This is a genomic window from Jidongwangia harbinensis (genome assembly GCF_020216025.1).
Classification (GTDB): domain Bacteria; phylum Actinomycetota; class Actinomycetes; order Mycobacteriales; family Micromonosporaceae; genus Actinoplanes; species Actinoplanes harbinensis.
The window spans coordinates 209381-233552 of the sequence record NZ_JAIWNC010000012.1 but is presented as its reverse complement, the minus strand read 5'-3'; the positions used below and the strand labels follow the sequence as shown (position 1 = coordinate 233552).

General features: G+C 73.6%; 25 protein-coding genes. 12 read left to right on the top strand and 13 right to left on the bottom strand.

Annotation, left to right across the window (positions count from 1 at the left end; translation table 11 throughout):
- The first annotated feature begins 39 nt into the window (after window positions 1-39).
- Both LDL48_RS18535 and LDL48_RS18530 read left to right on the top strand, forming a co-directional pair.
- Complete coding sequence (locus LDL48_RS18535) at window positions 40-738, top strand: hypothetical protein (protein WP_225256403.1); 699 nt, start codon at window positions 40-42, stop codon at window positions 736-738.
- A gap of 124 nt (window positions 739-862) precedes the next feature.
- Window positions 863-1906, top strand: a complete 1044-nt coding sequence (locus tag LDL48_RS18530) for an App1 family protein phosphatidate phosphatase (RefSeq protein WP_225256402.1) — start codon at window positions 863-865, stop codon at window positions 1904-1906.
- Window positions 1907-1921: 15 nt separating this feature from the next.
- On the opposite strand, the gene LDL48_RS18525 is transcribed toward LDL48_RS18530, so the two are convergent.
- Window positions 1922-2086 carry a hypothetical protein gene (locus tag LDL48_RS18525; protein ID WP_225256401.1) on the bottom strand — a complete coding sequence of 55 codons (165 nt, stop codon included), beginning with the start codon at window positions 2084-2086 and terminating at the stop codon, window positions 1922-1924.
- 41 nt (window positions 2087-2127) lie between these two features.
- On the opposite strand from LDL48_RS18525, the gene LDL48_RS18520 reads away from it, so the two are divergent.
- Together LDL48_RS18520 and LDL48_RS18515 are read left to right on the top strand one after the other, a co-directional pair.
- Window positions 2128-2778 carry a hypothetical protein gene (locus LDL48_RS18520; RefSeq protein ID WP_225256400.1) on the top strand — a complete coding sequence of 217 codons (651 nt, stop codon included), beginning with the start codon at window positions 2128-2130 and terminating at the stop codon, window positions 2776-2778.
- An 83-nt stretch (window positions 2779-2861) separates the two neighbouring features.
- The gene (locus tag LDL48_RS18515; RefSeq protein WP_225256399.1) at window positions 2862-3215 is read left to right on the top strand and encodes a VOC family protein; all 354 of its coding nucleotides are present in this window, start codon (window positions 2862-2864) and stop codon (window positions 3213-3215) included.
- Between the two features lie 217 nt (window positions 3216-3432).
- Here the strand turns inward: LDL48_RS18515 and LDL48_RS18510 are convergent, their stop codons facing one another.
- Window positions 3433-4944, bottom strand: coding sequence for a DEAD/DEAH box helicase (locus tag LDL48_RS18510; RefSeq protein ID WP_225256398.1), 1512 nt, complete (start codon window positions 4942-4944; stop codon window positions 3433-3435).
- A 243-nt stretch (window positions 4945-5187) separates the two neighbouring features.
- On the opposite strand from LDL48_RS18510, the gene LDL48_RS18505 reads away from it, so the two are divergent.
- Window positions 5188-6036, top strand: a complete 849-nt coding sequence (locus LDL48_RS18505; protein ID WP_225256397.1) for a sigma-70 family RNA polymerase sigma factor — start codon at window positions 5188-5190, stop codon at window positions 6034-6036.
- Between the two features lie 36 nt (window positions 6037-6072).
- On the opposite strand, the gene LDL48_RS18500 is transcribed toward LDL48_RS18505, so the two are convergent.
- On the bottom strand, window positions 6073-6588 hold the full coding sequence (locus LDL48_RS18500) for a hypothetical protein (RefSeq protein ID WP_225256396.1): 516 nt from the start codon (window positions 6586-6588) through the stop codon (window positions 6073-6075).
- A gap of 182 nt (window positions 6589-6770) precedes the next feature.
- Here LDL48_RS18500 and LDL48_RS18495 point away from each other — a divergent pair, with 182 nt between their 5' ends.
- Window positions 6771-9101, top strand: coding sequence for a HelD family protein (locus LDL48_RS18495; protein ID WP_225256395.1), 2331 nt, complete (start codon window positions 6771-6773; stop codon window positions 9099-9101).
- 64 nt (window positions 9102-9165) lie between these two features.
- Here LDL48_RS18495 and LDL48_RS18490 read toward each other — a convergent pair whose 3' ends face one another.
- Window positions 9166-10110 carry a sigma-70 family RNA polymerase sigma factor gene (locus LDL48_RS18490; protein WP_225256394.1) on the bottom strand — a complete coding sequence of 315 codons (945 nt, stop codon included), beginning with the start codon at window positions 10108-10110 and terminating at the stop codon, window positions 9166-9168.
- 136 nt (window positions 10111-10246) lie between these two features.
- Window positions 10247-10780: a PIG-L deacetylase family protein gene (locus tag LDL48_RS18485; RefSeq protein WP_225256393.1), complete on the bottom strand. Its 534-nt coding sequence runs from the start codon at window positions 10778-10780 to the stop codon at window positions 10247-10249.
- Between the two features lie 249 nt (window positions 10781-11029).
- On the opposite strand from LDL48_RS18485, the gene LDL48_RS18480 reads away from it, so the two are divergent.
- Window positions 11030-11527 (top strand): DUF456 domain-containing protein, encoded by a 498-nt coding sequence (locus LDL48_RS18480; RefSeq protein ID WP_225256392.1) that lies wholly within the window; start codon window positions 11030-11032, stop codon window positions 11525-11527.
- 135 nt (window positions 11528-11662) lie between these two features.
- Here LDL48_RS18480 and LDL48_RS18475 read toward each other — a convergent pair whose 3' ends face one another.
- A complete protein-coding gene (locus LDL48_RS18475; RefSeq protein WP_225256452.1) occupies window positions 11663-13168 on the bottom strand; it encodes a D-alanyl-D-alanine carboxypeptidase family protein in 1506 nt (501 codons plus the stop codon).
- Window positions 13168-13599: a hypothetical protein gene (locus LDL48_RS18470; protein ID WP_225256391.1), complete on the bottom strand. Its 432-nt coding sequence runs from the start codon at window positions 13597-13599 to the stop codon at window positions 13168-13170. Before LDL48_RS18470 ends, LDL48_RS18475 begins: the two co-directional genes overlap by 1 nt.
- Before the next feature lie 222 nt (window positions 13600-13821).
- Between LDL48_RS18470 and LDL48_RS18465 the strand changes: the two genes are divergently transcribed.
- Window positions 13822-14178 (top strand): histone-like nucleoid-structuring protein Lsr2, encoded by a 357-nt coding sequence (locus LDL48_RS18465; protein WP_225256390.1) that lies wholly within the window; start codon window positions 13822-13824, stop codon window positions 14176-14178.
- A 40-nt stretch (window positions 14179-14218) separates the two neighbouring features.
- Here the strand turns inward: LDL48_RS18465 and LDL48_RS18460 are convergent, their stop codons facing one another.
- The 4 genes from LDL48_RS18460 to LDL48_RS18445 form a co-directional block, all read right to left on the bottom strand.
- Entirely contained in the window at window positions 14219-15118 is a 900-nt protein-coding gene (locus tag LDL48_RS18460; RefSeq protein WP_225256389.1) for an LLM class flavin-dependent oxidoreductase, read from the bottom strand.
- Window positions 15119-15122: 4 nt separating this feature from the next.
- Window positions 15123-15587, bottom strand: coding sequence for a MarR family transcriptional regulator (locus LDL48_RS18455; protein ID WP_225256388.1), 465 nt, complete (start codon window positions 15585-15587; stop codon window positions 15123-15125).
- 90 nt (window positions 15588-15677) lie between these two features.
- Window positions 15678-16820, bottom strand: a complete 1143-nt coding sequence (locus LDL48_RS18450; protein WP_225256387.1) for a PP2C family protein-serine/threonine phosphatase — start codon at window positions 16818-16820, stop codon at window positions 15678-15680.
- A 91-nt stretch (window positions 16821-16911) separates the two neighbouring features.
- Complete coding sequence (locus LDL48_RS18445; RefSeq protein WP_225256386.1) at window positions 16912-17307, bottom strand: ATP-binding protein; 396 nt, start codon at window positions 17305-17307, stop codon at window positions 16912-16914.
- A gap of 204 nt (window positions 17308-17511) precedes the next feature.
- Between LDL48_RS18445 and LDL48_RS18440 the strand changes: the two genes are divergently transcribed.
- Together LDL48_RS18440 and fgd are read left to right on the top strand one after the other, a co-directional pair.
- Complete coding sequence (locus LDL48_RS18440; RefSeq protein WP_225256385.1) at window positions 17512-19359, top strand: sigma-70 family RNA polymerase sigma factor; 1848 nt, start codon at window positions 17512-17514, stop codon at window positions 19357-19359.
- Between the two features lie 10 nt (window positions 19360-19369).
- Window positions 19370-20368 (top strand): glucose-6-phosphate dehydrogenase (coenzyme-F420), encoded by a 999-nt coding sequence (gene fgd / locus LDL48_RS18435; protein ID WP_225256384.1) that lies wholly within the window; start codon window positions 19370-19372, stop codon window positions 20366-20368.
- Here fgd and LDL48_RS18430 read toward each other — a convergent pair.
- Both LDL48_RS18430 and LDL48_RS18425 read right to left on the bottom strand, forming a co-directional pair.
- Window positions 20326-20829 carry a hypothetical protein gene (locus LDL48_RS18430; protein ID WP_225256383.1) on the bottom strand — a complete coding sequence of 168 codons (504 nt, stop codon included), beginning with the start codon at window positions 20827-20829 and terminating at the stop codon, window positions 20326-20328. The two genes, fgd and LDL48_RS18430, sit on opposite strands and share 43 nt — an antisense overlap.
- Window positions 20826-22211, bottom strand: coding sequence for a glycosyltransferase family 2 protein (locus LDL48_RS18425; RefSeq protein ID WP_225256382.1), 1386 nt, complete (start codon window positions 22209-22211; stop codon window positions 20826-20828). The genes LDL48_RS18430 and LDL48_RS18425 overlap by 4 nt, the downstream gene beginning before the upstream one ends.
- A gap of 405 nt (window positions 22212-22616) precedes the next feature.
- Between LDL48_RS18425 and LDL48_RS18420 the strand changes: the two genes are divergently transcribed.
- Complete coding sequence (locus tag LDL48_RS18420; RefSeq protein WP_225256381.1) at window positions 22617-23489, top strand: LLM class F420-dependent oxidoreductase; 873 nt, start codon at window positions 22617-22619, stop codon at window positions 23487-23489.
- Entirely contained in the window at window positions 23486-24145 is a 660-nt protein-coding gene (locus LDL48_RS18415) for an HAD family hydrolase (RefSeq protein ID WP_225256380.1), read from the top strand. The genes LDL48_RS18420 and LDL48_RS18415 overlap by 4 nt, the downstream gene beginning before the upstream one ends.
- Window positions 24146-24172 lie beyond the last annotated feature (27 nt).

The following is a 24172-nucleotide window of genomic DNA, read 5'->3' as shown; positions in this document are numbered from 1 at the left end:
GAAGCTCCGAAGCGAACTCCATCCCTCGAGGTGTCGATCATGCTTGAAGCCATTCCGAACGCCGCCGCCATCTGGATGATCCTGCTGCTCCTGGTCGCACTCGTCGTGGCGATCATGGCGCTGCCGCACAATCTCGTCACCAGTCCGCCGCCTGCGGCGAAGACCGTCGATCCGGGGTACGCCACGGAGCTGGCGGCCGCCGCCGACCGGGCCGCCGCGCATGCCGGCCGTTGCCGTACCGCCTGGCAGCACGCGCTCGCCGAGGTGGACGCGGCCTGGGCCGCCTACGCGGAGGCGGACGCCGAGTCCCGCCGGGTGACCGCCGCCACCGCGTACCCGCTGATGCGCCGCCGCCGGGCCCGCACCGAGAACGCCGACCGGGAGCGCTACCTGCACCGCACCGCCGTCGCCGCGTGCCGCCGCCGGGAGATCTCCATCGCTCAGCTGAACGAGGCGCTGGCGCACCGTGGCTGGGACCCGCGGGCACACCCGACGGTGCAGGAGGCCGCGTTGCGCCGCGCCGTCCGGGACCACCGGCTGGCCGGGTACCGGGCCGCCACCGAGCGGGAACGGCAGGCCTGGGAGACGGCCGAGCGGGCGGCCGCGGAACTGCGTACCCTCCGGGCCGAAGCCTGTGCCGCGCCGTTGCGCACCACCGCGACCATGCCACCGGCCGGCGCGGGCCGACGGGCCGAGCAGTGGGCGGCCGCCGAGCCGGTGCGTGCCGCGGCGGCCTGACCCCGCACCGCGTCGACAGTGGACCGACATCACCCGTTCGGCTCGTTCCACAGCAGTTGTCAGACCCGCCGGGTACCGTCACACGGACGGCGGGGACCAGGCACAACCGGCAGGAGGCAACGGCGTGGCGGCAGATTCGGCGGGAGCCCTTTCCGAGGTGCGGCTGCATCGGGCGGCGCGCATCGAGGATGCGGTCCACGAGATCATCGAGCGCCGGCTGCGGCAACGCGGCTGGCAGCCGGTGATCACCGCCTACACCGGGTACGGCGCGTCGGGCTGGGCCCGGGTGATGGCCCGGGTGGTGCTCACCCGGCACCCGCAGCCCCGCAAGAAGCAGCTGGAGAAGCTCCGCGGCTGGCGCAGCTTCACCACTTCACCGGTCAACCACGCGCGGGTGCAGATCCAGGTCGGCGACAAGATCCACGAGACGTACACGGACCGCAGCGGCTACGTCGACTGCCGGGTCGAGGGCGAGCTTGATCCGGGCTGGAGTTCGGTGCGGCTGACCGCCGAGGGCGCGGAGCCGGTCGAGGCGCCGATCCGGGTGGTCGATCCGGACATGAAGTTCGGGCTCATCTCCGACATCGACGACACGGTGATGGTGACCGCGCTGCCGCGTCCGCTGCTCGCCGCGTGGAACACCTTCGTCCTCGACGAGCACGCCCGGATGGCGGTGCCCGGCATGGCGGTGCTCTACGAGCGGCTGGTCGCGGCGAACGCCGGCGCCCCGGTGTTCTACCTGTCCACCGGCGCGTGGAACGTCGCGCCCACGTTGACCCGCTTCCTGTCCCGCCACCTCTATCCGGCCGGGCCGCTGCTGCTCACCGACTGGGGCCCGACCACCGACCGGTGGTTCCGCAGCGGCCAGGAGCACAAGCTGAACACGTTGCGCCGGCTGGCCTCCGAGTTCCCGGACATCCGCTGGCTGCTCATCGGCGACGACGGCCAGCACGACCAGGAGATCTACTCGGAGTTCGCCCGCGCCCACCCGGAAAACGTGGCCGCGGTCGCGATCCGGCGGTTGTCGCCCACCCAGGCGGTGCTGGCCGGTGCGGTGCCGGGCCCGTCCAACAGCGCCGAGGCGGTCGGTTCCGGCGGCAAGACGTGGTTCGCCGCACCGGACGGCGCGGGTCTGTGGTCCCTGCTGCGGGACACCGACATTGTCTGACCGCCGGTCCCGCCGTTACGCCTCGCCCGGTCGCTCGACCGGGTCGCTTCCCGACGGCGTGGTGTCGCCCACCCGCGCGTGCAGCCGCTCCCGGATCTCGTCCGGGGTGTATGCCCTTCGCCGACGCTCCGCCCGGGTGAGCACCACTCCGGTGGCCGCCACGCCCGCCAGTCCGGCCAAACCTGCAATTTTCCACCAACGCATCAGCCGAGGATAGACACGTGGTAGCCGCCATCGGCCTCGACGAGGCCATCGATCTGACGCGTACGGGTGACATCTGGATCTTCCGGGGTCGCTCGGCGCCGGACCGCGCCATCCAGGCCATGACGAACAGCCCGGTGAACCATGTCGGGATGGCGCTGGTGGTCGAGGACATGCCGCCGCTGATGTGGCATGCCGAGCTGGGCCGTTCGCTGCCCGACCTGTGGTCCGGCAGTTTCCAGCGCGGCGTGCAACTGCACGACCTGCGCGACGCGGTGACGGTGTGGGCGCACCGGTACGGTCAGCGCGGCTGGCTGCGCCAGCTGGAGCCGGAGGCCACCCGGGACATGGAGGACCGGGCGTTGCGGACGGTGGCACGGCTGGACGGCACGCCGTTCCCGTCCAGCGCGCAGCTCGCCTGGCGGTGGCTGCGCGGCCGGGTGCCGCAGGTCCGTCCGCCGTGGCGGGCCGGGGAGACCAGCGACGCCACGCTGGAGACGGCCTACTGCGCCGAGGTGGTCGCGGTGACGTATGAGGACATGGGCCTGCTGCCGCGCGGCCGCCAGCCCAACTGGTACGACCCGGGCCGGTTCTGGAGCGGTGACGACCTGGACCTCTGCGACGGCTACCGGCTGGGCGCCGAGGTGGCGGTGGACGTCCCGCTGACCTGAGCCGATGTGCGCGGCGGTGCGCGGTGGTGCGCGGTGGTGCGCGGCGGTTGATTCGACCGCGGCGAACCGGGTATCCGGCCGTCATGACGAGCCGTATCGCGCAGTGGACGTTGGACGTGCAGGACGTCACGGTGATGGCCGTGTTCTGGTCGCAGGCGCTGGGTTACCGCGTCGAGGCCGGTGGCGACGGCAGCGCCAAGCTGTACCCGCCGGACGGCGGGATGACCATGTGGCTGCAGGGGTCGGCGGGGCCCAAGTCCGGCAAGAACCGCAACCATCCCGACCTGGTGGCGGACGACCCGGCCGCGGAGGTGGAACGGCTGCTGGGGTTGGGCGCCCGCCGGGCGGACGTGGGCCAGCGCGGGGACGAGGGCTTCACCGTGCTGACCGATCCCGAGGGCAACGAGTTCTGCGTCCTCGACCGCAAACCGATGTAGCCACCGCGCCTCCGCGCCGACGGACGCGAGCGGTCGGGCAGACCGGAGCGGGGGAGACACAGAGCTGCCCCACGCCGGACACCGGCGTGGGGCAGAACAATCAGCGGCCGAGCCGCCGGTTGGCGTCCGAGTGGAGCCGGTCAGCGGCCGAGCCGCCGGTTGGCGTCCGAGTGGAGCCGGTCAGCGGCCCAGCCGCATCGGCGTGGGCGCGAGCCGGTCAGTGGCCGCGGCGGCCGCCGGCGCGGGTGCCGGCCGAGAACGCCGCCGCCCCGCCGGAGGACCGGGCCGGTGCGCCGGCTCCGCCCGCGGAACGGGCCGCCCCGGTGCGGGGTGCACCGGTGCGCGCTGCCCCGGTACGCGGTGCCCCGGACCGGGATGCACCCGACCGCGGCGCCGCCGCGTGGGATCCGCCCCGGGCCGGTGCGGCCGAGGTGGTGGCCGAGCCGCCGCTGCGGGACCGTCCGCCCCGGCGCCGGCCCTGGCCGGCCCGGCCGGAGGCCGAGTCGGCGGCGGTGCCGGTGCGCCGGACCTCCGGCCGCTCCGGTGCGGCGGGCGGTGCGGTCCGGTAGGTCCGCTCGCCGGGGGCCAGTTCGGCCAGCACGGTGTCGCCGGGACGCGCCCGCGTGGTGGTCGGCTTGATGCCGGCCTTGCGGGTCAGGTCGCGTACGTCGCCCTGCTGGTCGTCGGTCATCAGCGTGATGACCGTGCCGGCCGCACCGGCCCGGGCGGTCCGGCCCGAGCGGTGCAGGTAGGCCTTGTGTTCCACCGGCGGGTCGGCGTGGATCACCAGCGCGACGTCGTCGACGTGGATGCCGCGCGCCGCGATGTCCGTGGCCACCAGCGTCTCGGCGCTGCCGTCGGAGAACTGCGCCAGGTTGCGGTTGCGGGCGTTCTGCGCCAGGTTGCCGTGCAGCTCGACGGCCGGCACGCCGGCCGCGATGAGCTGCCGGGTCAGCGTCTTGGCGCGGCGCTTGGTGCGGGTGAACACCACGGTACGGCCGGGCGCGGCGACGAGGTCGACCAGCACCGGGAAGCGGTCGTCGTGGCGGACGTGCAGCACGTGGTGCGCCATCTCGATCGGTGCCTCGGCGGCCGCGTCGACGTGGTGCGTGACCGGCTTGTGCATGAAGCGCTTGACCAGCACGTCCACGCCGCCGTCCAGGGTGGCGGAGAACAGCATCCGCTGGCCCTGGCGCGGGGTGGCGTCCATCAGCCGCCGGACCACCGGCAGGAAGCCGAGGTCGGCCATGTGGTCCGCCTCGTCCAGCACGGTGATCTCGACCGCGTCCAGGTTGGCGTGGCCGTTCTGCAGGTGGTCGAGGAGCCGGCCGGGGCAGGCGACGAGCACGTCGACGCCGGCGCGCAGGCCGTTGATCTGCGGGTTGGCGCCCACGCCACCGAACACGGTGAGCGTGCGCAGGCCGAGTGCCTTGGCGAGCGGGGCCAGCGTGGCGTCGATCTGGCCGGCCAGTTCGCGGGTCGGCGCCAGGATCAGCGCGCGGGGGCGGCCCGGACGGCGCGGCGAGCCGCTGGTGGCCAGGCGGGCCAGCACGGGCAGCGCGAACGCGTACGTCTTGCCGGAGCCGGTGCGGCCCCGGCCCAGGACGTCCCGGCCGGCCAGTGAGTCCGGCAGCGTGGCGGCCTGGATCGGGAAGGGGTGCGTGATGCCGAACTCGGCCAGTACTGCGGAGAGTTTCGCGGGCACGCCGAGATCGGTGAATGTGGTCATGTAGTGGAGCACTCCGTACGTCGTTGAGGGTCGTCCTGCCCGGCGCAGACTCACACGGTCGCGGCGCGTGGTGGTCGATCCGAAGGCGGCCCGAGGCAAGACTGAGCGGGCCGCGAGATCAAGTGTACGCGCCCACCGCCCGCAACCATGCTGCACCCGGCAATGACCCGATTTGCACCCCCTGCGGCCGACCGTCTTCCTCAGCGCCGGGATCCCCCTCCCGGCCGGTACGGAGGAGACGCCATGACCGGTGCACCGCTTGCCGATCGCCGCCGCGAGGACCTGGTCCGCAGTCACATGCCGTTGGTCGGCCACCTCGTCCGGGAGACGCTGTCCCGGGTTCCCGCCCACGTGAGCCGGGACGATCTACTGTCCGCCGGGTACGCCGCGCTGGTGGCCGCCGCCCGTGGTTTCGACGAGGACCGCGGCGTGCCGTTCCCCCGTTTCGCCGCCACCCGGATCCGCGGTGCGCTCCTGGACGAGCTGCGCGGGCTGGACTGGGCCAGCCGCTCGGTGCGGCAGCGGGCCCGGCGGACCGACTCGGCCCGCCAGGAACTGACCGCCGAGCTGGGCCGCAACCCGAGCGCGGCGGAGGTGGCGGAGCGGCTGGGCTGCACCGTCGACGACATCGAGTCGGCGGACGACGACGTTCAGCGTGCGGTGGTCTTCAGCCTGCAGGGCTTCGCCACCGCGGGCGCCGAGGACCTGGTGACCGAGCCCAGCCCGGGACCGGAGGAGCTGCTGGTCCGCCGGGAACGCCTGGGTTACCTGCGGCACGCGGTCGACGCGCTGCCGGACCGGCTGCGGGCCGTGGTCGTCGGGTACTTCTTCGAGGAGCGGCCGATGGCGCAGATCGCGCGGGAGCTGGGCGTGACCGAGTCCCGGGTGTCGCAGCTGCGCTCGGAGGCCCTGGGCTTGCTGCGCGACGGGCTGAACACGCACCTGGATCCGGCGCTGGCCAGCCAGAACACCGACATGCAGGGCTGTGTGGCGCGCCGCCGGGCGGCGTACTACCAGGCCATCGCGACCCGCGGGACGCTCGCCAGCCGGCTCGCGGTCACCGGACCGGACGGTCTGCCCGCGGCCGCGTAGCCCGGTCCGGCCCTCGCCGAGGGCCGGACCGGACGGTCAGGCGTTGGCGCAGGTACCGGCCCGCTTCTGGATGGCGATGGCCCGGGTGACGCCCTTGGCGTAGAGCGCCAGGCCCTCCTTGGCGGGCTCCAGCTTCCAGGCGTCACCCTCGTAGACCATCGTGTACGACTGCGCCGCGACCAGCTGCTTCGCGATCACCACGGCCTTGTCGGTGCCCTCCATCCGGGCGCTGGACAGCTGGATGGCGAGGCCCTTGCGCGCGCACGCGGTGTTCAGCTTGACGTAGTCGTCCTTGCTGATCGCCTGCTTGCCCCTGGCGGTGTACATGTCCCAGGCGCCGGCGAAGTCGCCGCCGCTGAAGCGGTCGAACACGGTCTGGGCGGCCGCCTTGGCGCCCTCGATGGTCTTGGGTTCGGGGCCGTCGACGGCGGCGGCCGCCGCGTTTCCGGCGGGGGCGGGTTCGTCGTCGGAGCAACCGGCGGAGAAGGTGAGTACGGCGAGCGCGGCGAGGGCCAGCGTGGCGGGGCGCCGGAACGGGTGGTTGTGGTCCATGACCGGCTTAATCCCGATGGGCCGTTCGGCGTAACGGCCCCGATCGCGGGATGACGGATTCCTGACACCCATCCATGCGATGGTTGTCGTTCTCACACCGCTGCCGTGGTGCGTACCGATCGGCTATTCTGACCGTTTGCGGGAGAACGAAAAAAGCGACCTAAACGGTCGCCGACCTCGGAATGCTACCACAACAGGGAGTGGCTTTGTCAAGCTCCACCGCCGTTTCGAGGAACGATGACATCCGGACCGAGCAGACCTATCTGACCACGCTGTACGAGCGTCTCGACCAGCTGCGTGACCAGGCCGACCGCAGGCTGCGCGGCATCCTGCTGGAGTCCGGCGGTACGCCACAGGGCCGGTCCCAGCGGGAGGCGACCCGCAGCCACTACGCGGAACAACTCGCGCAGATGAATTCGGTGGAGAACGGCCTGTGCTTCGGCCGGCTCGATTTCACCGCGGAGAACCCCCGCTACATCGGGCGGATCGGGCTGTTCGCGGAGAACCCGGACCACGACCCGTTGCTGATCGACTGGCGGGCCCCCGCCGCGCGACCGTTCTACCTCGCCACCGCGGTGTCGCCCGAAGGGGTGACCCGTCGCCGGCATCTGCGCACCCGGGGCCGCGAACTGGTCGGCATCGACGACGAGGTGCTCGACCTCGAGGCCGGGAACGGCGCCGGCCGGGAGGACGTGACCGGCGAGGCGGCGCTGCTGTCCGCGCTCACCGCCGGGCGTACCGGGCGGATGCGCGACATCGTCGAGACCATCCAGGCCGAGCAGGACGAGGTGATCCGGGCCGGGCTGGCCGGCGTACTCGTGGTCCAGGGCGGCCCGGGCACCGGGAAGACCGCGGTGGCGCTGCACCGGGCGGCGTACCTCCTCTTCGCCCACCGGGCCCAGCTCACCCGCCAGGGTGTGCTGATCCTCGGTCCGAACGCGACCTTCCTGCGCTACATCTCCCAGGTGCTGCCGTCCCTGGCCGAGACCGGGGTGCTGCTGGCCACGCTCGGCGACATGTACCCGGGGGTACGGGCCCGTGCCGTGGAACGCCCGGCGACCGCCGCGCTCAAGGGCCGGACCGACCTGCTGGACGTGCTCGCCGAGGCGGTCGCCGACTGGCAGACCGTGCCGGAGACCTATGTGGAGGTCGACCACGACGGCTACCCGCTGCGGATCGACCGTGCGGTCTGCGAGGACGCCCGGGCGGTGGCCCGCCGCTCCGGCCGGCCGCACAACCTGGCCCGCGCGCTGTTCGTCACCGAGGTGATCCACGCGCTGTCGCTGCAGATCGCCGAGCGGATCGGCGCCGACCCGCTGGGCGGGGAGAACCTGCTCTCCGAGGCGGACCTCGCGGAGACCCGGCGGGAGCTGCGCGAGGACATCGACGTGCAGGCCGCGCTGCTGGAGATGTGGCCGGTGCTCACCCCGCGGCGGGTGCTCCGGGAACTGCTCAGCGACCCGGACCGGCTGGACTCGGCGGCCCGCACGCTCACCGCGGAGGAGCGGGCGCTGCTGCTGCGCGACCACGACGCCGCCTGGGCGCCGGCCGACGTGCCGCTGCTCGACGAGCTGGCCGAACTGCTCGGCGAGGACGACACGTTGCGGAAGCGGTCCGCGGACGCGCGGCGGCGACAGGCGGTCGAGTACGCCGAGGGCGTGCTGGAGATCGTCGCCGGATCCCGCTCGCTGGACTTCGAGGACGTCGAGGAGGAGATCCTGTCGGCGGTGGACGTGGTCGACGCCGGCCGGTTCGCCGAACGGTACGAGGAGATCGACACCCGGACCGCGGCGGAACGGGCGGCGACCGACCGTACCTGGGTGTTCGGTCACGTCATCGTGGACGAGGCGCAGGAGCTGTCGCCGATGGCCTGGCGGCTGCTCATGCGCCGGGTGCCGAGCCGGTCGATGACCGTGGTGGGCGACGTGGCGCAGACCTCCGAGCTGGCCGGCACCACCACCTGGGACCAGGTCTTCGAGCCGTACGTGGCGCAGCGCTGGCGGCTCGCCGAGCTGACCGTCAACTACCGCACCCCGGCGGAGGTCATGGCGGTGGCCGCGGACGTCCTCGCCGCGGTCGACCCGTCGCTGCAGCCACCCCGCTCGGTACGGTCCTCCGGGGTGCCGCCGTGGGCGGCACGGGTGGCGCCGGATGCGCTGGCCGGCGCGCTGGTCGAGGCGGTCCGGCGGGAGACCGCCGAGGTGGCGGACGGACGGCTGGGCGTGCTGGTCCCCGAGGGCCGGGAGGCCGCGCTGGGCCGGGAGTTGCTGGCGGCGCTGCCCGAGGCGGCCGTCGGCGAGCAGCCCGACCTGCGCAACCGGGTGGTTCTGATGACGGTACGCCAGGCCAAGGGCCTGGAGTTCGACGCGACGATCGTCGTCCAGCCCGACGAGATCATCGCCGAGTCCCCGCGCGGCCTCTCCGACCTGTACGTGGCGATCACCCGGGCCACCCGCCGCCTGGGCGTCCTCCACACCTCCGACCTTCCCAAGGTCCTCACCGCCCTCGCCTGACCCCGCGTCGCGCCGCACCGCGACGCGACGCGGGACCGCGCCGGGCCGGGCGGGCGGCCCGGCGTCAGGCGGCCGGCATGCGGACGGCGTGGGTGGTGTGGCCGTGGGTGTTGGTCAGGGACAGGCGGCTGTGCAGGGTGGTGTTGCCGGCGATGGCGGCGTAGTACGTGGCGCGGCGGCGGGCGGTGATCGACTCCGGGTTCTCCGGTGCGGGCGCCAGGTCGGGGTCGAGCTGGGTGTTCAGGCCGTCCTTGAGCAGCGACAGGGCCTCCGCGCGCAGCTGACTGATCCGGCTCTCGGTGACGCCCAGGTCGGCGGCGATGTCGGCCATCGGGCGCTCGTTGAGGAAGTACTCGGTCACCACGATCTGCAGCCGTTCCGGCAGCGCGGCGATCGCGTGGTGCAGGTAGCCGATCTGCTCGCGGCGCAGCAGCATGTCCTCGGGGCCCGGGGACGGCTCGGCGACCAGGTCGTCGGCGCTGGCCGTGGTGAAACCCTGCAGCGACAGTACGGTGGCGCGCTGCACGTCGTTACCGGTGCGGTGCAGGTCGTTCGTGGTGGTGCCGAGCGCCTGGGCGAGTTCCTCGTCGGTCGGGGTCCGGCCCAGCGTGGTGGTGAGCTGGTGGCGGGTGGCGTCGGTGGCCCGCGCCTTGGTGCGTACCGAGCGGGTGGCCCAGTCCAGCGCCCGCAGCTCGTCCAGGATGCCGCCGCGGATGCGGGTGGCGGCGAACCGGTGGAACGGGATGCCACGGTTCGGGTCCCAGCTGCGTGCCGCGGTGACCAGCGCGTGCAGGCCGGCGCTGGTGAGGTCGTCGCGGTGGATGTGGTTGGGGATCCGGCTGAGCATGTCCCGGACGAGGTGGCCCACCAGCGGCATGTGCTGGCGGATCACGTCCTCCTGCTCGGCCGCGGTCAGCGCCGGCGTTCCGGTGGAGGCGCCGTCGGCGGCGAGCGCCGTCAGAGCGGTGTCGGCGAGAAGGTCGGCATCGGTCGTAACGGTGCTGGTCATGTGGTTCCCCCGTGTGTTGTCGGCACCCCGTGGCTGGTGGGTGGCGCCGGCTGACAAGGGAGAACTTTGGGTGACTCCGGGTACAGGATTCGGTGGCGGACAGTTGCGTACCGGTTGCTTCAGAACCGGCCCCGGATCACAGGTCCCAGACGAAGCGGGTGGGTGCGAAAGCCTCCGCGTACCGGACCCGGGCGAGCGCGCCGAAATGGCGCGCGGAGGCCGCGGCGACCTCCGGGTCGGCGACCACGGCGAGCTTCCGGTCGAGGTACGCGGTCACGTCCACGAACACCGACGGCTCGAAGCGCAACGTCGACGGGCCCGGGTAGTGCAGGACCCGGCTGCCGTGCCGGGCGGCGGACAGCGTGGCCGCCACTGCCGCCCGGTGCTCGGCCGACGAGTCGTCCGGGGCCGGTAGGTAGATCACGTCGGCGTCCACCCCGGTGATCACGTTCTCGATGGCGGCGATGGTGACCGCGTCGGCGCGTACCTCGGTGTCGGTCTTGCCCGCCACCAGCAGGCAGTCGAGTGCGCGGGCCGAGGTCTCGGCCGGGTCGCCGGACAGCACCAGCATGGTGACCGAATCACCGGCCGCGCGATGGGCGGCCAGCGTGGCCGCGCAGCCGGTCTCGATGTCGCCGGGATAGGCGCCGACCGCGAGCACGCTGCGCATCTGTACCTCCGCGGACGTCGGCCACCGGGGGGTCGGCGGCACGGGTTGTCCATCGGCGGCCGGCCGGCCGGGATGAGGCATCCGGCCGGTTCGATTCGGGGCGCTCCGGCGGATTCGGTCCGGGGCGTTCGGCCGGTTCGATTCGGTCTTGCTCCGGGGCGGGCGAGGCCGGTCGGTGCCGGTGTCCGGCTCGGCGCGGGTCGGCGGGCCTGGTTGAGGGAAGCGGGGCGCTGGGGCAGGGTGAACGCCATGGATCTCAGCGACAGCGGCACCACCGTCACCATCGTCGCCGGCCTCACCATTCTGGTCGGCGTGCTGGGCGTGCTGATCCCGGTGCTGCCCGGCCTGATCCTGTGCTGGCTCGGCGTCCTGTTCTGGGCGGCCCTGAGCGACGCCGGCAGCGGCCGTTGGGTGGTGTTCGCCCTGGCCAGCGTGGTTGCGCTGGCGGGCATCGTGGTGAAGTACGCCTGGCCCGGCAAGCGCCTCAAGGACACCGGCGTGCCGACGTCCTCGCTGCTGGCCGGCGGTGTGCTCGGGCTGATCGGGTTCTTCGTGGTGCCCGTGGTGGGGCTGGTGCTCGGTTTCGTGCTCGGCATCTGGCTCGCGGAACGGACCCGGCTCGGGGCGGGCCAGGCCTGGCCGTCCACCCGTGGCGCGCTGACCGCGGTCGGGCTGGCGATGCTGGTGGAGTTCGCGGCGGCGCTGGCCATCGCGGTGGTCTGGGTCTTCGGCCTGCTGGCAACCTGACGCCCGCCCGGCGGGCCGCCCGGCTGCGCGGCGGGCCGCCCGGCTGCGCGGCTGCCCGGCCGGTGGGCCGGTGGCGGGCGGGGTGGCTGACCGGCGGCGGGCCAGGTGGGCCGGCTGGGTGGCGGGTGGGATGGCTCAGCGGGGGAGCTGGCCGCCGGGGCGGCGGCGGATGCGCTGCCGGCGGCGCTGGGTCAGCAGGAGCAGCAGCGGCGTGGCCGCCAGGACCACCGCGACCGTGGCCGCCGCGGCCAGGGACAGCAGGCGCGACGGCGCGTCCCGGGCCGCGGCCGGCGTGACCGGACGGTCGTCGTCCGGCGTCGACCGCGGAGGTACGTCGCCGGCCGTCGCGGTACCGGCCTGGTCCGCGCCGTCCGGCTCGACCAGTTTGCCGACCGCGGCGCCCTTCGGCTGCGCGAAGCCCCAGTCCAGCAGCGCCGCGCCCTGCTGCCAGCCGCGCAGTGGACGGGCCTCCGCGCCGAGCAGCGTCACCACCAGCCGGCGGTCACCGCGCCGCGCCGCGCCGACATAGCTGTGCCGGGCCAGCTTGGTGAAGCCGGTCTTGCCGCCCAGCGCGCCGGCATAGTTGTAGATCAGTTTGTTCTCGTTCTGGAACTGGAAGCCGCCCTTCTTCAGCGCCTTCTGCGCCGGCATGCGGGCGTTCCGGGTGAGCGCGTACCGGCGGAAGTCGTCCCGCTCGAAGCACACCCGGGCGATCAGCGCCAGGTCGTACGCGCTGGTGAACTGACCCGGGCCGTCCAGGCCCGACGGAGTGACCGCATGGGTCTGGAACGCGCCGAGCCGTTTCGCCAGCGCATTCATCTCGGCAATGGTCGCCGCCACGCCGCCGTCGCCGCCGGCCAGCCGGGCCAGCGCGTTGGCGGCGTCGTTGCCCGAGTTGAGGAGCAGGCCGAGCCACAGCGTGGACACCGGATACCTGCCGCCGCGAACCAGGCCGACGGCCGAACTGCCGGGCTCGATCTCCAGGTCGCCGGTGGTGATCGTGACGGTCGTCCTCGGGTTGAGCCGGGGCAGCGCGGTCGCGGCGAGCAGGAGCTTCTGGACGCTGGCCGGGGTCGCGTAGGCGTGTGGGCCGCAGCCGCCCAGCACCTCGCCGGTGTCCAGGTCGGCCACCAGCCAGCTGGTCGCGGTCACCGCCGGTGGGGCCGGTGCCCCGGCCGGAATGACCAGGCCGTCGGTGGCCAGGGCGTCCCCGCCGACGGCGCGCAGGACCGGGTCGTCCTTGGGCGGGGTGGGCCGTGGCGGGCGGCCGGGCGGCGGCGCGACCTTGGGGCGCGGGCAGGGCACGGTCGCCCTCCGGCCGGCCGCGACGCCGGTCACCGGCAGCGGTCCGGCGGCAGCGAGCGGTCCGGCGGCGGCGAGCGGTGGTGCGGCGGTGAGCGGTGGTGCGGCGGTGAGCGGTGGTGCGGCGGCGAGCGGTGGTGCGGCGGCGAGCGGTGGTGCGGCGGCAGTGAGCCGCTGTGCGACGGCAGTGGCCGGTGGTGCGGCGGCCGGCGGGGGAACGGCGGCCGCGGGCGCCGGCGCGGCCGGCAGCGCAAGCGTGGCCGCGGTCAGTGCCGCCGCCGGGACACGCCAGCGGGCCGGGACACGCCAGCGGGCCGGGGCCGCGGTGATGCCACGCATCACGGCCAGGTGGTTCCCGCGTCGAGGCGGCGTTGCAGCAACTGTGCCAGCGGCACGGTCTCGCCGTCCCCGCCGCCGGCGCCGACCACCAGGCGCGGCGTGCTCGGTGACACCTCCGCACCGGCGAACCGGGCGCGGAGCGACGACGGGACGGTCAGCACGTAGTAGGCGCCGTCCGCGCCCACCGCGACGGATCGGTTGGCCTTCAGATACCAGCCGCGGAGGGTGGTGCGGTAGCTGGTGCGGCCGTCGAACGAGCGGGCCCGCAGCACCGACGGGGCGAGGCCGCGTTCGCCCGCCTGCCGGACGAAGTCGGCCAGCAGTGCCGCGGCCTGCTGCGCCTCCGCGGCGCGGCCGGCCTCCAGCGCGGCGGCGTGTCCGGCGACGGCCTGCCGGCGTTGTTCGTGCCAGGCGGCGCGCTCGTCCTCCATGCCGACGACCCTAACGGCATCCGCGCGGTGACGGCCAACCGGGTTTTCCGGTCCGCGATCGGTCTCCGGGCGCCCGGTCCATTCCCCCGAATACCCGAGCAATTAATGCGGTGATCCACCTGGCGCGAAAAAAGAATTGCGGGATCCGCAGGAAGAGTTGCGCCGGATGGTGCACTCGGGTGACACTGAGCGCGGCTATTCGCAAAACCCACGGGAGTCGTCATGGCGCGGCAGGTAATCACCACTCTCATCGACGATCTGGACGGAAAGAAGGCCGATCGGACGGTCGAGTTCAGTCTGGACGGGACGAGCTACACGATCGACCTTTCCGATGCCAATGCCGGAAAGCTGCGCAAGGCGCTGGACCCGTTCATCAACGCCGGCACCCGGGTCGGCCGGAGCGGTTCGGGCCGCGGCCAGCGTCACGCCGCCACGGTGGGCGCCGGGCGCACGGCGAGCAGCCGCGACGAGAACAAGGCGATTCGGGAGTGGGCGGCCCAGAACGGACACCAGATCTCCGAGCGTGGTCGTATTCCACAGAGCGTGAGCGACGCGTACCGCTCAGCACACCGGCGCTGACACATCCGTTTAACGAACCCGCGACAGCCGTATTAAGCGTCTATAGCGCGCGCAGCCGGGGGAGGAGCCCGGCCACCGATTCCAGCACCTTCTCATCCCCGGCGTACCAACTCGACGCCCGTGGCCAGTGCGCCACCACATCGGTGAAACCGAGTGCCGCGGCCCGGCCCACGGCGTCGGTGAATGCGTCGGTGCTGCTCATCGAGAACACCGGCGACGAATCCAGGTTCAGATAACGGGCCACCGCGCCGGCCGGTCGGCCGGCGTCGGCCAGGGCCGCGTCGAAGCGGCTCGCCGCGGTGGCCACGGACGCCCACCACGCCTCCTCGTCGTCCGGCGCCTGGGCGCCGGTGGTGACCCAGCCGTCGCCGTACCGCGCGGCCAGGCCGAGCGCCCGGGGACCGTTGGCGGCGACCACGAACGGCGGCCTCGGGCGCTGCACCGGTCCGGGTGTGCTGCGCGCGTCCACCGCGGCGAAGTACGAACCGGACCAGGTGACCCGGTCCGTGCGGAGCAGGCCGTCCAGCAGTTCCAGGAACTCGGCGAACCGGTCCACCCGCTGCCGCGGGGTGAGTTCCGGCCGGCCCAGGACGGCCGAGTCGAACCCGATGCCGCCCGCGCCCACCCCGAGCAGCAGCCGGCCCTCGGAGATGTCGTCCAGCGCGGTGACCTCGCGGGCGAAGTGCACCGGGTGCCGGAAGTTGGGCGAGGCCACGAACGTGCCGAGCCGGATCCGGCGGGTCACCATCGCGGCCGCGGTCAGCGTCGGTACGGCGTCGAACCAGGGCCCGTCCGCCAGGTCGCGCCAGCCGAGATGGTCGTACGTCCAGGCGTGGTCGAAGCCGTACTGCTCGGCGCGCTGCCAGCGGCGGCCGGCCACGGACCAGCGTTGGTCGGGGAGGATCACGATGCCGATACGCACGGGCGACACCGTACCCAATTGATCAGGCGGAACGAAGGTCCTCGTCGGCGGCCCGGCCGGCGGCGGGCACCGCGGCGTCGAAGGCGGCCAGCGCGCGGACCAGATCGTCCCGGTCCTGGGCGGTCATCCGGTCCAGCACCTCGGCCAGCGCGTGCCGGCGCCGTTCCCGGAGATCCGCCAGCAGCCGGCGGGCCGCGGCGGTGAGCAGCAGCCGCACCTCCCGGCGGTCCCGCGGATCGGGCACCCGGCGGAGCAGGCCGGTGGCCTCCAGCCGGTCGCACAGCCGGCTCGCCGAGGACGGCACCACGTCGAGCGCCTCGGCCAGGCGGCTCATGTTGGTGTGCCGGTTGCGGGACACGATGCTGAGTACCCGCAACTGGGCCGGCGGTACCGCCGGTGACTGCGCCAGCCGGGCACCGTCGAGCACGGCGAGCAGCGATTCCACGGTTGATTCCACCGCCGCGGCGGCACCCGAGACGCGCTCCATGCCGGTCCCCTGTGTTCAGGTGAGAAGGTTGCCCGCCAGCCCTACCCACTGGGGGCGGGACTCAAGCGTGGTTTCCCGATCGGCGCCGGTTCAGCGCCGCCAGTCGAGGCAGACCGTCACCGCGTCGTCGGCCGGGTCGCGGCCGGCGTGGTGTTCACGCAGTCCGCGCATCACCGTACCGACCGCCTCGGTGGCCGGTTGCAGCCGCGCCCCGCGCAACGCCCGCAGCAGGCCGGACTCGCCGAACGGTGGGCTGCCGCCGGGCGCCGCGGCGTGCACCCCGTCGCTGACCACGAGCAGGCGGTCGCCCGGTTCGAGCTGGAACCGCTGGATCTCGTAGCGGCTCTCGGCGAACATGCCGAGCGGCAGCTGCTGCTCCAGGTTCACCGTGCGGGGCTCACCGCCACGCATGATCATGGCGCGCGGCGAGCCGGCGTCCACCGCGTCCACCTGGCCACTCACCAGGTCGATCTCGAGCAGCAGGGTGGCCGCGTGCCGGTCGCCGCCGTGGCACGAGTGCACCGCGTCGGACGCCAGCTCGGCCTGTTCGACGATGTTGGCGCCGGCCCGGCGGGCGTTGCGCATGGCGTTCACCGCGACCGTGGTGAGCAGTGCCGCCTCCAGCCCGGCACCGAAGCCGTTGAGCACGGTAACGGTCAGCCGGTCGCCGGTGACGGCCCAGTCGAAGTGGTCGCCGTGCACGTCGTACGCCGGTTCCAGCTGTCCCGCCACCAGGAACCGTTCGTCGCCGAGCGACCGCCCCGGCAGCAGTTCCCACTGCAGTTCGGCCGCCATGGTCAGGCGTTCCCGGCGCTGGACCCGGCGGTACCGGTCGGTGTCCCGGTCGGCCGCCCGCAGCGCGACGGCGAGTTCGTCGGCGATGCCGGCGAGCTGATCGGTCAGTTCCTGGTCCGGCGGCCGGGCGGTTTCGACGGCCAGCACGCCGAGGCGTTCACCCCAGGCGGTCAGCGGCAGGTGCGTCCGGCCGGCGCCGTCCGGTGTGCCGTCCACCACCGGGCGCTGGCTGCCGAAGCACCGCATCGCCGCCGGTCCGCCGTCGACGCCGTCCGGGTCCAGGACCGGCCGGACGCCGGTGAGCGTCAGATCGCCGAGCAGCACCTCGACCTCGGCGGCGGCGAAATGCCGGCGCAGGTGCTCCGACACCACCTCGGGGAGGCGGTCGGGCGGCGCCGCGCGCAGCAGTGCGCCGACGGGCGATGGACGGTCGGACACGGGGGACTCCTCGTACGCGAAACGCAATATTTGCCGTGGGGCAAGAATAATAGAGCCACCGGTGCCGGTGGATCCGCCCCGGAGGGCCGCGTCAGGCGAAGGACTTCTCGAAGTGGATGAGGCTGCCGCTGCGCGGGGTGGACTGCAGCCGGACGTTCTCGCCGAGCGCCCTGATCAGGAACAGCCCGCGGCCACGGTCGCTGTCCGCGGCGGGGGCGGCGGGCACCGCGGCGGCGTCGAAGCCCGACCCGTTGTCCAGCACGTCGATCGCGCAGTGGTCCTCGCCGACGTCGAGCCGTACCTCGAACTTGTCCGCCCCGGCCGCGTGCTTCACCACGTTGGCGCACGCCTCGGTCAGCGCGATCTCCAGATCGGCCCCGGACTGCCGGTCCACGTGCAGCAGGTTCAGTGCGCATCGCAGCAGCCGCCGCACGGTGGGCACACTGTCGGCCTCGAGCGGCAGATTGAGCCGTACCGACATGCGCATCCGTGCCAGCTCCTCTCGCATTGATCGGCGACGTACGGTGTCCTCTCTGTGCCCGCGCACCGCGTCCGCTAATCCAGCGGGGGCGAACCTCGCTCATCCGTGGCGCGGCGGAATTCGTGTTATCGGGTGGGGGCCGACGCGTCTCCCCTTGCGGCGGCCGGAACCCGGCCGCCGTGCACAGCCGCACCACGGGAAGGTCAGCACATGCCGCAACAACCCGACACCGCGACGGTGGTCGCCGCCCGCGCCGGCGACCCGGCCGCGGTCGACCGGCTGGTCGCCGGGTACCTGCCGCTGGTCTACACGATCGTCGGCCGGGCCCTGGACGGTCACGCCGACACCGACGACGTGGTGCAGGACGTGATGGTGCGGGTGCTGCGGAATCTCGGCGATCTGCGCGAGCCGGACGCGTTCCGGTCCTGGCTGGTGGCGATCACCGTGCGGCAGATCCGCGAGCGCTTCCGGTCCCGGCGCGGCACCGCGGACGTGCTGCTGCCCGAGGACCTGCGCGACCCCGGCGCCGACTTCACCGACCTGGCCATCACCCGGCTGGAGCTGTCCGGGCAACGGCGGGAGACCGCCGAGGCGACCCGCTGGCTGGACGAGGAGAACCGGGAACTGCTGTCGCTGTGGTGGCTGGAGGCGTCCGGCGAGCTGACCCGGGACGAGATCGTGACGGCCCTGGACGTCAGCCGCCAGCACGCGGCGGTCCGGGTCCAGCGGATGAAGGGCCAGCTGGAGACCGCGCGGGCGGTGGTACGCGCGCTGGCCGCCACGCCGCCCTGCCCGGACCTGCGGCCGATGCTCGCGGACTGGGACGGCCGGCCGGGCGCGCTGTGGCGCAAGCGGATCGCCCGGCACACCCGCGACTGCCGGCACTGCGCACCGGCCTGGTCCGGTCTGGTGGCGGCGGAACGGCTGCTGGCCGGCATGGCCCTCGTGCCGCTGCCGCACGCCTTCGGGGTGACCGGCGGCCTGACGGCCGGCAGCGGCGCCACCGCCGGCGGATCCGGTGCCGGCCAGGCGCTGGCCGGCAAGATCGCGGCGAAGGCGGCCGTGGGCGTGTCCCGGCGGGTACTCACCGCGGTCCTGGCCACCACCGCGGTGGCCGGCGGCGGCGCGGCCGTGGTCGTCCACCAGAACTCCGGTCCGCAGCCGGTCACCCAGGCCGCCGTGCTGTCCACCGGTGCACCCGCCCCGCGGCTCAGCCGCCCGGCGCCGGCACCGGTCGCGACGTCCGCCAAGCCCTCGCCCAGCGCCACGCCGAGCCGGACCACCCGCAAGCCCCGGCCGAAGGCGGCGGCACCGGCCGCGCGTACCTCGGTGAAGAAGGGGGTCGGCGTCTGGCAGTTCGCCGGCGTCAAGGCCGCGCTCGACGACGTCGGCGCCGGCTGGTACTACAACTGGTCACCGGCCGACGACGACATGCCCGGCCCGTCCGGGGTCGAGTTCGTCCCGATGGTCTGGGGCGCGGACAACGCGGTGGACGGCACCCTGGCCAAGGCGAAGCGGGAAGGCGAGGTCCTGCTCGGCTTCAACGAGCCGGACATGGACGGCCAGGCCGACATGACGGTGGAGCGCGCGCTGGAACTCTGGCCCCGGCTGGAGGCCACCGGCATGCGGCTGGGCAGCCCGGCGGTGGCGTTCGGCGGGGACACCGACGGCGGCTGGCTGGACCGCTTCATGGCCGGCGCGAAACGCAACGACCTGCGGGTCGACTTCATCACACTGCACTGGTACGGCTCCGACTTCAGCGCCGCCGCGGTCGGGCAGTTCCTCTCCTACGTCGACGCCGTGCACGACCGGTACGGCCTGCCGATCTGGGTGACCGAGTACGGCCTGATGAACTTCACCGGCTCCCCGAAGTACCCGACCGGCGCCCAGGCGGCCGCGTTCATCGCCGGCTCCACCAAGGGGATGGAACGCCGTTCCTACGTCGAGCGGTACGCCTGGTTCGGCCTGCCGGCGGTCGGCGACAGCGTGCAGTTCGGGCTGTACCGGGACGGCTCCACCCCGACGCAGGCCGGCCGGGCGTACCGCGCCGCGGGCTAGAGTCGGATCCATGATTCGGTTCGGGTATAAGGCATCGGCGGAACAGTTCCCGCCCGCGGAACTGCTCGGCTACGGCGTCCAGGCGGAACGGCTCGGCTTCGACTCGGTCTTCGTCAGCGACCACCTGCAGCCGTGGCGGCACGACGGTGGCCACGCCCCGGCGGCGCTGCCCTGGCTGGGTGCGCTCGCCGCCCGTACCGAACGGGTGCTGATCGGCACCAGCGTGCTCACCCCGACGTTCCGCTACCACCCGGCCGTCGTGGCGCAGGCGTTCGCCACCCTCGGCTGCCTGGCGCCCGGCCGGGTGGTGCTCGGCGTCGGGTCGGGGGAGTCGCTCAACGAGGTCCCGCTGGGCACGGTCTGGCCGGACGGCAAGGAACGCTTCGCCCGCCTCAAGGAGGCGGTGACGCTGATCAAGCGGTTGTGGACCGAGGAGCGGGTCAGCTTCGAGGGCACCTACTACCGCACCGAGCACGCCACCGTGTACGACAAGCCGGAACGGCCGGTGCCGCTGTACATCGGCGCGTCCGGCCCGGCCGCCACCCGTCTGGCCGGCCGCGTCGCGGACGGCTTCATCACCACCAGCGGCAAGGGTCACGAGCTGTACACCGACACGCTCCTGCCGGCCGTCGCCGAGGGGGCCGGCAAGGCGGACCGCACGGTCGACGACCTGGACCTGCTGATCGAGGTCAAGGTGTCGTTCGATCCGGACCTGGAGAAGGCCCGCAACGACACCCGGTACTGGGGTGCGCTGGCGCTGTCGCCGGAGGAGAAGACCGGCGTGGAGGACCCGGTGGAGATGCAGCGCCGGGCCGACGCCCTGCCGGTCGAGCGGACCGCGACCCGGTGGATCGTCTCGTCCGACCCGGCCGAGCACGCCGCCAAGGTCGCCGAGTATCTCGACATGGGGTTCAAGCACCTGGTGTTCCACGCGCCGGGCCCGGACCAGGACCGGTTCCTGCGGCTCTACAGCGACGAGGTGTTGCCCCGCCTGCGCGACCGCGGCTGAGCGTCGCTGGACATCGGGGCCCCGCGTCGCTGCGCCCCGATCCGCGCCGCGATCGCGACGCCGATGTCGGCACCCCGAAGACCGTTCTCGGGTACGCCGAGCAGCAGCTCGCCGACCGCCACACCGCCGACCCGGAGCAGCATCCAGACCCGGGTGACGGCGCCGCCGGCGATGTCCGGCAGCGGCTCGCGCAGATCCACCTCGAGCACCAGCGTCGGCTCGCGCGGCTCGGCGGCCGGCTCCGGCGCGGGCGGGACGGCGGTGGGGTGCACCGGGTCCCGGGGCCGCGGCACGTTGGCCACCGGGTCCCGCGGCCGCGGCACGTTGGCCACCGGGTCCGCCGCCGGGGGGCGCCCGCCGCGACGGTGCCAGGCCGGTTCGCCGGGCCACGGCCGGTCACCGGAACGGGCCTGCAGCAGGGTGCGCGGATCCGGCGGCCCGGGGTTCGTCGACCGGCTCATCGGCGGTGCCGGTCACCGGGCAGGGCGCGCAGGTGGGTGGTCCGGTCCGGTGCCGTCCCGGGCTCACCGCCGTCGCCCGGGATGACGGTGAGTTCCGGCCGTCCGGGATGCCGTTCCCGGTACTCCAGCCGGCGCCGGCCGCCGCCGACCTCGCGCGGGGGCGCGGGGTTCAGCAGCCGGTCGTCCGGCTCGAACCGCCGCCGCCGGCCGCCGATCTCCGGTACACCGGTGCCGTAGACCGCCCCGGCCCGGCGCCGGCGGTCGTCCGGCTCGAGCTGGTGCACGCCGGAGTCGTCCGGCTCGAGCCGGTGCACGCCGGAGTCGGCGGGATCGGCCTGGTGCGGGCCGGAGCTGGCCGAGTACAGGTGGTGGGGGCCCGAGGCGGCCGGGTGCAGGTGGTGCACGCCGGAGTCGCCCGGATCGAGCCGGTGCACGGCCGGGTCGCCCGGTGCGGCGTGCCGGCCGGCCGGTGTTCCGTCGCGGGTGGAGCGTCGCGGGGACGTCGGGTACCGGACGCCGCCGGTGGTCTCCTGGCGGGCGGCGCTGCGGTCGTAACCGATGCCGGTGAGCGTGTCGTACAGGCTGCCGCCGGTTGCCGGGGCGGGATTCGTGGGGAAGCGGGACGCGGCGCCGGACGGGTTCGCGTACCGGGATCCGGTCGTCTCCCGGCGGTCCGGCCCGAGGCGCGCCGGGACCGGGGGGCCGGACCGGTGGCGCCGCCATTCGCGGAGCACGGTGCGCAGCGCCCGCAGGGCGGGCCGGCGCGCGGGCTGCGGGCCGGACCGGCGCGGATAGCCGACGCTGGACACCTCGACCACCCGCAGGCCCTGCGCCGCCGCCCGGACGGCCAGCAACGGGTCGATCTCCGGCCCGTCGCCCCACGCGGGTGTTCCGCGGCGCCGGTCCGGCAGGTCTACGGCCGGCAGGTCGAGCACCGGCAGGACGGCCCGCCAGTAGGCGTGGTAGCCCGATCCGACGTCGGTGAACCGGGCGCCGAACAGGAGGTTGACCAGCCGGCACAGCAGCGCGTTGAGGAACCGGTCCAGCCGGCCGCCGACGAGGTCGCCGCCGCCGGGCCGGTATCGCGATCCGTGTACCACGTCCGCGCCGGCCCGCAGCGCCTCGACGAACCGGGGCAGCTCGCCCGGGTCGGCGCTGCCGTCGGCCGCCAGGGTGACCACGACGTCGCCGGTACTCGCGGCGAATCCGCGGGCCAGGGCGTGACCGGGGCCGCCACGGGCGGGTGGCAGCACGCGTACGCCGGGTCCGTACCCGGAGACCGTGCCGTCGTCCACGACGATCACCTCGTGCACCGGCGGCAGCCCGGCCAGGACCCGGGGCAGATCGTGCGGTTCGTTTCGGGGCGCGAGGACGACGCTCACCGAGGGTGACGGTTGGCCGGCGGTTCCGGATGCCGGGGCGGGCGGCGAAGGAGGCATGGCGGTGCTCCTCGACGGTTGCGATGCGGGTGGTCCCCGCTGGCGGTCGGGGGCCGCTCTCAACCTAGCAACCGATTACCGAGAGTCAACTCACCGAAACGGTGGCCGGGTGGCACCGTCCGGCTACCCCGTACTTGTGCTGCTGGAGGTGGTGTCGGCCGGTCGGGCGGGGGCCGTTACGGCCGAGAGCGACATCACTCTCAGTTACGGCACGCGGGGAGGAGTGCGGTGATCTTGGGGTAAACCGGTCGGCGGCCGGCGGCGGCACCACGGGCGCGTCCTCTCGTCACCCTCCGTACATCTCAAGGTCGCTGTTGGTATGACCGGCGGCGGAGTTAGGGTTCCCCTGTGAAACTTGGTCTGCACATCTCCGACTTCACCTGGCCCGACGGACCGGCCCGGCTGGCCCCTGTGCTCGCCGACATCGCCTCGGCGGCCGACGAGACCGGTTTCGACCGGATCAGCGTCATGGACCACCTGTGGCAGATCAGCGCGTTCGGCCCGCCGGAACACGAGATGCTCGAGGCGTACACCACCCTCGGTTTTCTCGCCGCACACACCCGGCGGGCGAAGCTTCTCACGATGGTGACCGGCGTCGTCTACCGCGAACCCGGACTGCTCGCCAAGGCGGTCACCACGCTGGACGTCCTCAGTGGGGGCCGGGCCATGCTCGGCATCGGCGCGGCCTGGAACGACGACGAGTCGCGCGGTCTGGGCCTGCTCTTCCCGCCCACCGCGGAACGTTTCGAGCGGCTCGAGGAGGCGCTGCGGATCTGCCGGCAGATGTTCGACGGCGACGAGACGCCGTTCCAGGGCCGGCACTACCGGCTGGACCGGCCGCTCAACTCGCCGGCACCGCTGAGCCGGCCGCGCCCGCCCATCCTGATCGGCGGCGGCGGGGAGAAGAAGACGCTGCGGCTGGTCGCCCAGTACGCCGACGCCTGCAACCTGTTCGGCGGCGTGGACGTGGTGCGCAAGTTCGACGTGCTCCGGCAGCACTGCGCGGACGTCGGGCGGGACTTCGACGAGATCGAGAAGACCGTGATGTACGCCTTCGACCTGGGCGAGAACGGCGAGCGCGTGGGCGCGGTCATCGAGGACCTCCGGCGCCTCGCCGAGGCCGGGTTCACGGTCGCCCACGGCAGCCTGCGGCACTCGTGGAAGATGAGCCAGTTCGACCTGTTCCGCGACGAGATCATCCCGGCGGTGGAGAACCTGTGAGCCGGATCCGGGCCGTCGTCTTCGACCTCGACGGCGTCATCATCGACACCGAAAGTGTCTGGGAGGACGTGCGCCGGGGGTACGTGGCGGAGCACGGCCGCGAGTTCCTGCCCGACAGCCAGCAGCGGATGATGGGCATGAGCACCCCGGAGTGGGCCCGGCACCTGAGCGACGAGGTGGGCGTCGGTGGCACCCCGGAACGGGTCGCCGCCGACGTGCTGGGCCGGATGGCCGAACGCTACCGGGAGGCGTTGCCGCTGATCCCCGGCTCGGTCGAGGCGGTACGCCGGATCGCCGCGAACTACCCGGTGGCGCTGGCCAGTTCGTCGGCCCGGATCCTCATCGACCAGGTGCTCGCGACGGCCGGCCTGGCCGAGGTGTTCCGGGTGACGCTCTCCACCGAGGAGGTGCCGCGGGGCAAGCCGGCGCCGGACGTGTACCTGGCCGCCGTGGAGAAGCTCGGACTCGCGCCGGAGGCGTGTGCCGCGGTGGAGGACTCCAGCAACGGCCTGCGCTCCGCGGCGGCGGCCGGGCTGGCCGTGGTGTGCGTCCCGCACGGCGTGTACCCGCCGGCGCCGGACGCGCTCGCCCAGGCCGACCTTGTGGTCGACTCGCTGGCCGACCTGACCGTGGCGGCGATCGGCGGGCTGCGTTAGCACATTCAGGTGTGAAAGATCTTCACT

Bases quoted from the DNA above. Each gene is read 5' to 3' on its own strand.
- LDL48_RS18535 (WP_225256403.1), top strand. From the start codon at position 40: ATGCTTGAAGCCATTCCGAACGCCGCCGCCATCTGGATGATCCTGCTG.
- LDL48_RS18515 (WP_225256399.1), top strand. From the start codon at position 2,862: ATGACGAGCCGTATCGCGCAGTGGACGTTGGACGTGCAGGACGTCACG.
- LDL48_RS18510 (WP_225256398.1), bottom strand. From the start codon at position 4,944: ATGACCACATTCACCGATCTCGGCGTGCCCGCGAAACTCTCCGCAGTA.
- LDL48_RS18505 (WP_225256397.1), top strand. From the start codon at position 5,188: ATGACCGGTGCACCGCTTGCCGATCGCCGCCGCGAGGACCTGGTCCGC.
- LDL48_RS18500 (WP_225256396.1), bottom strand. From the start codon at position 6,588: ATGGACCACAACCACCCGTTCCGGCGCCCCGCCACGCTGGCCCTCGCC.
- LDL48_RS18495 (WP_225256395.1), top strand. From the start codon at position 6,771: ATGCTACCACAACAGGGAGTGGCTTTGTCAAGCTCCACCGCCGTTTCG.
- LDL48_RS18490 (WP_225256394.1), bottom strand. From the start codon at position 10,110: ATGACCAGCACCGTTACGACCGATGCCGACCTTCTCGCCGACACCGCT.
- LDL48_RS18485 (WP_225256393.1), bottom strand. From the start codon at position 10,780: ATGCGCAGCGTGCTCGCGGTCGGCGCCTATCCCGGCGACATCGAGACC.
- LDL48_RS18480 (WP_225256392.1), top strand. From the start codon at position 11,030: ATGGATCTCAGCGACAGCGGCACCACCGTCACCATCGTCGCCGGCCTC.
- LDL48_RS18475 (WP_225256452.1), bottom strand. From the start codon at position 13,168: ATGCGTGGCATCACCGCGGCCCCGGCCCGCTGGCGTGTCCCGGCCCGC.
- LDL48_RS18470 (WP_225256391.1), bottom strand. From the start codon at position 13,599: ATGGAGGACGAGCGCGCCGCCTGGCACGAACAACGCCGGCAGGCCGTC.
- LDL48_RS18465 (WP_225256390.1), top strand. From the start codon at position 13,822: ATGGCGCGGCAGGTAATCACCACTCTCATCGACGATCTGGACGGAAAG.
- LDL48_RS18455 (WP_225256388.1), bottom strand. From the start codon at position 15,587: ATGGAGCGCGTCTCGGGTGCCGCCGCGGCGGTGGAATCAACCGTGGAA.
- LDL48_RS18445 (WP_225256386.1), bottom strand. From the start codon at position 17,307: ATGCGCATGTCGGTACGGCTCAATCTGCCGCTCGAGGCCGACAGTGTG.
- LDL48_RS18440 (WP_225256385.1), top strand. From the start codon at position 17,512: ATGCCGCAACAACCCGACACCGCGACGGTGGTCGCCGCCCGCGCCGGC.
- fgd (WP_225256384.1), top strand. From the start codon at position 19,370: ATGATTCGGTTCGGGTATAAGGCATCGGCGGAACAGTTCCCGCCCGCG.
- LDL48_RS18430 (WP_225256383.1), bottom strand. From the start codon at position 20,829: ATGAGCCGGTCGACGAACCCCGGGCCGCCGGATCCGCGCACCCTGCTG.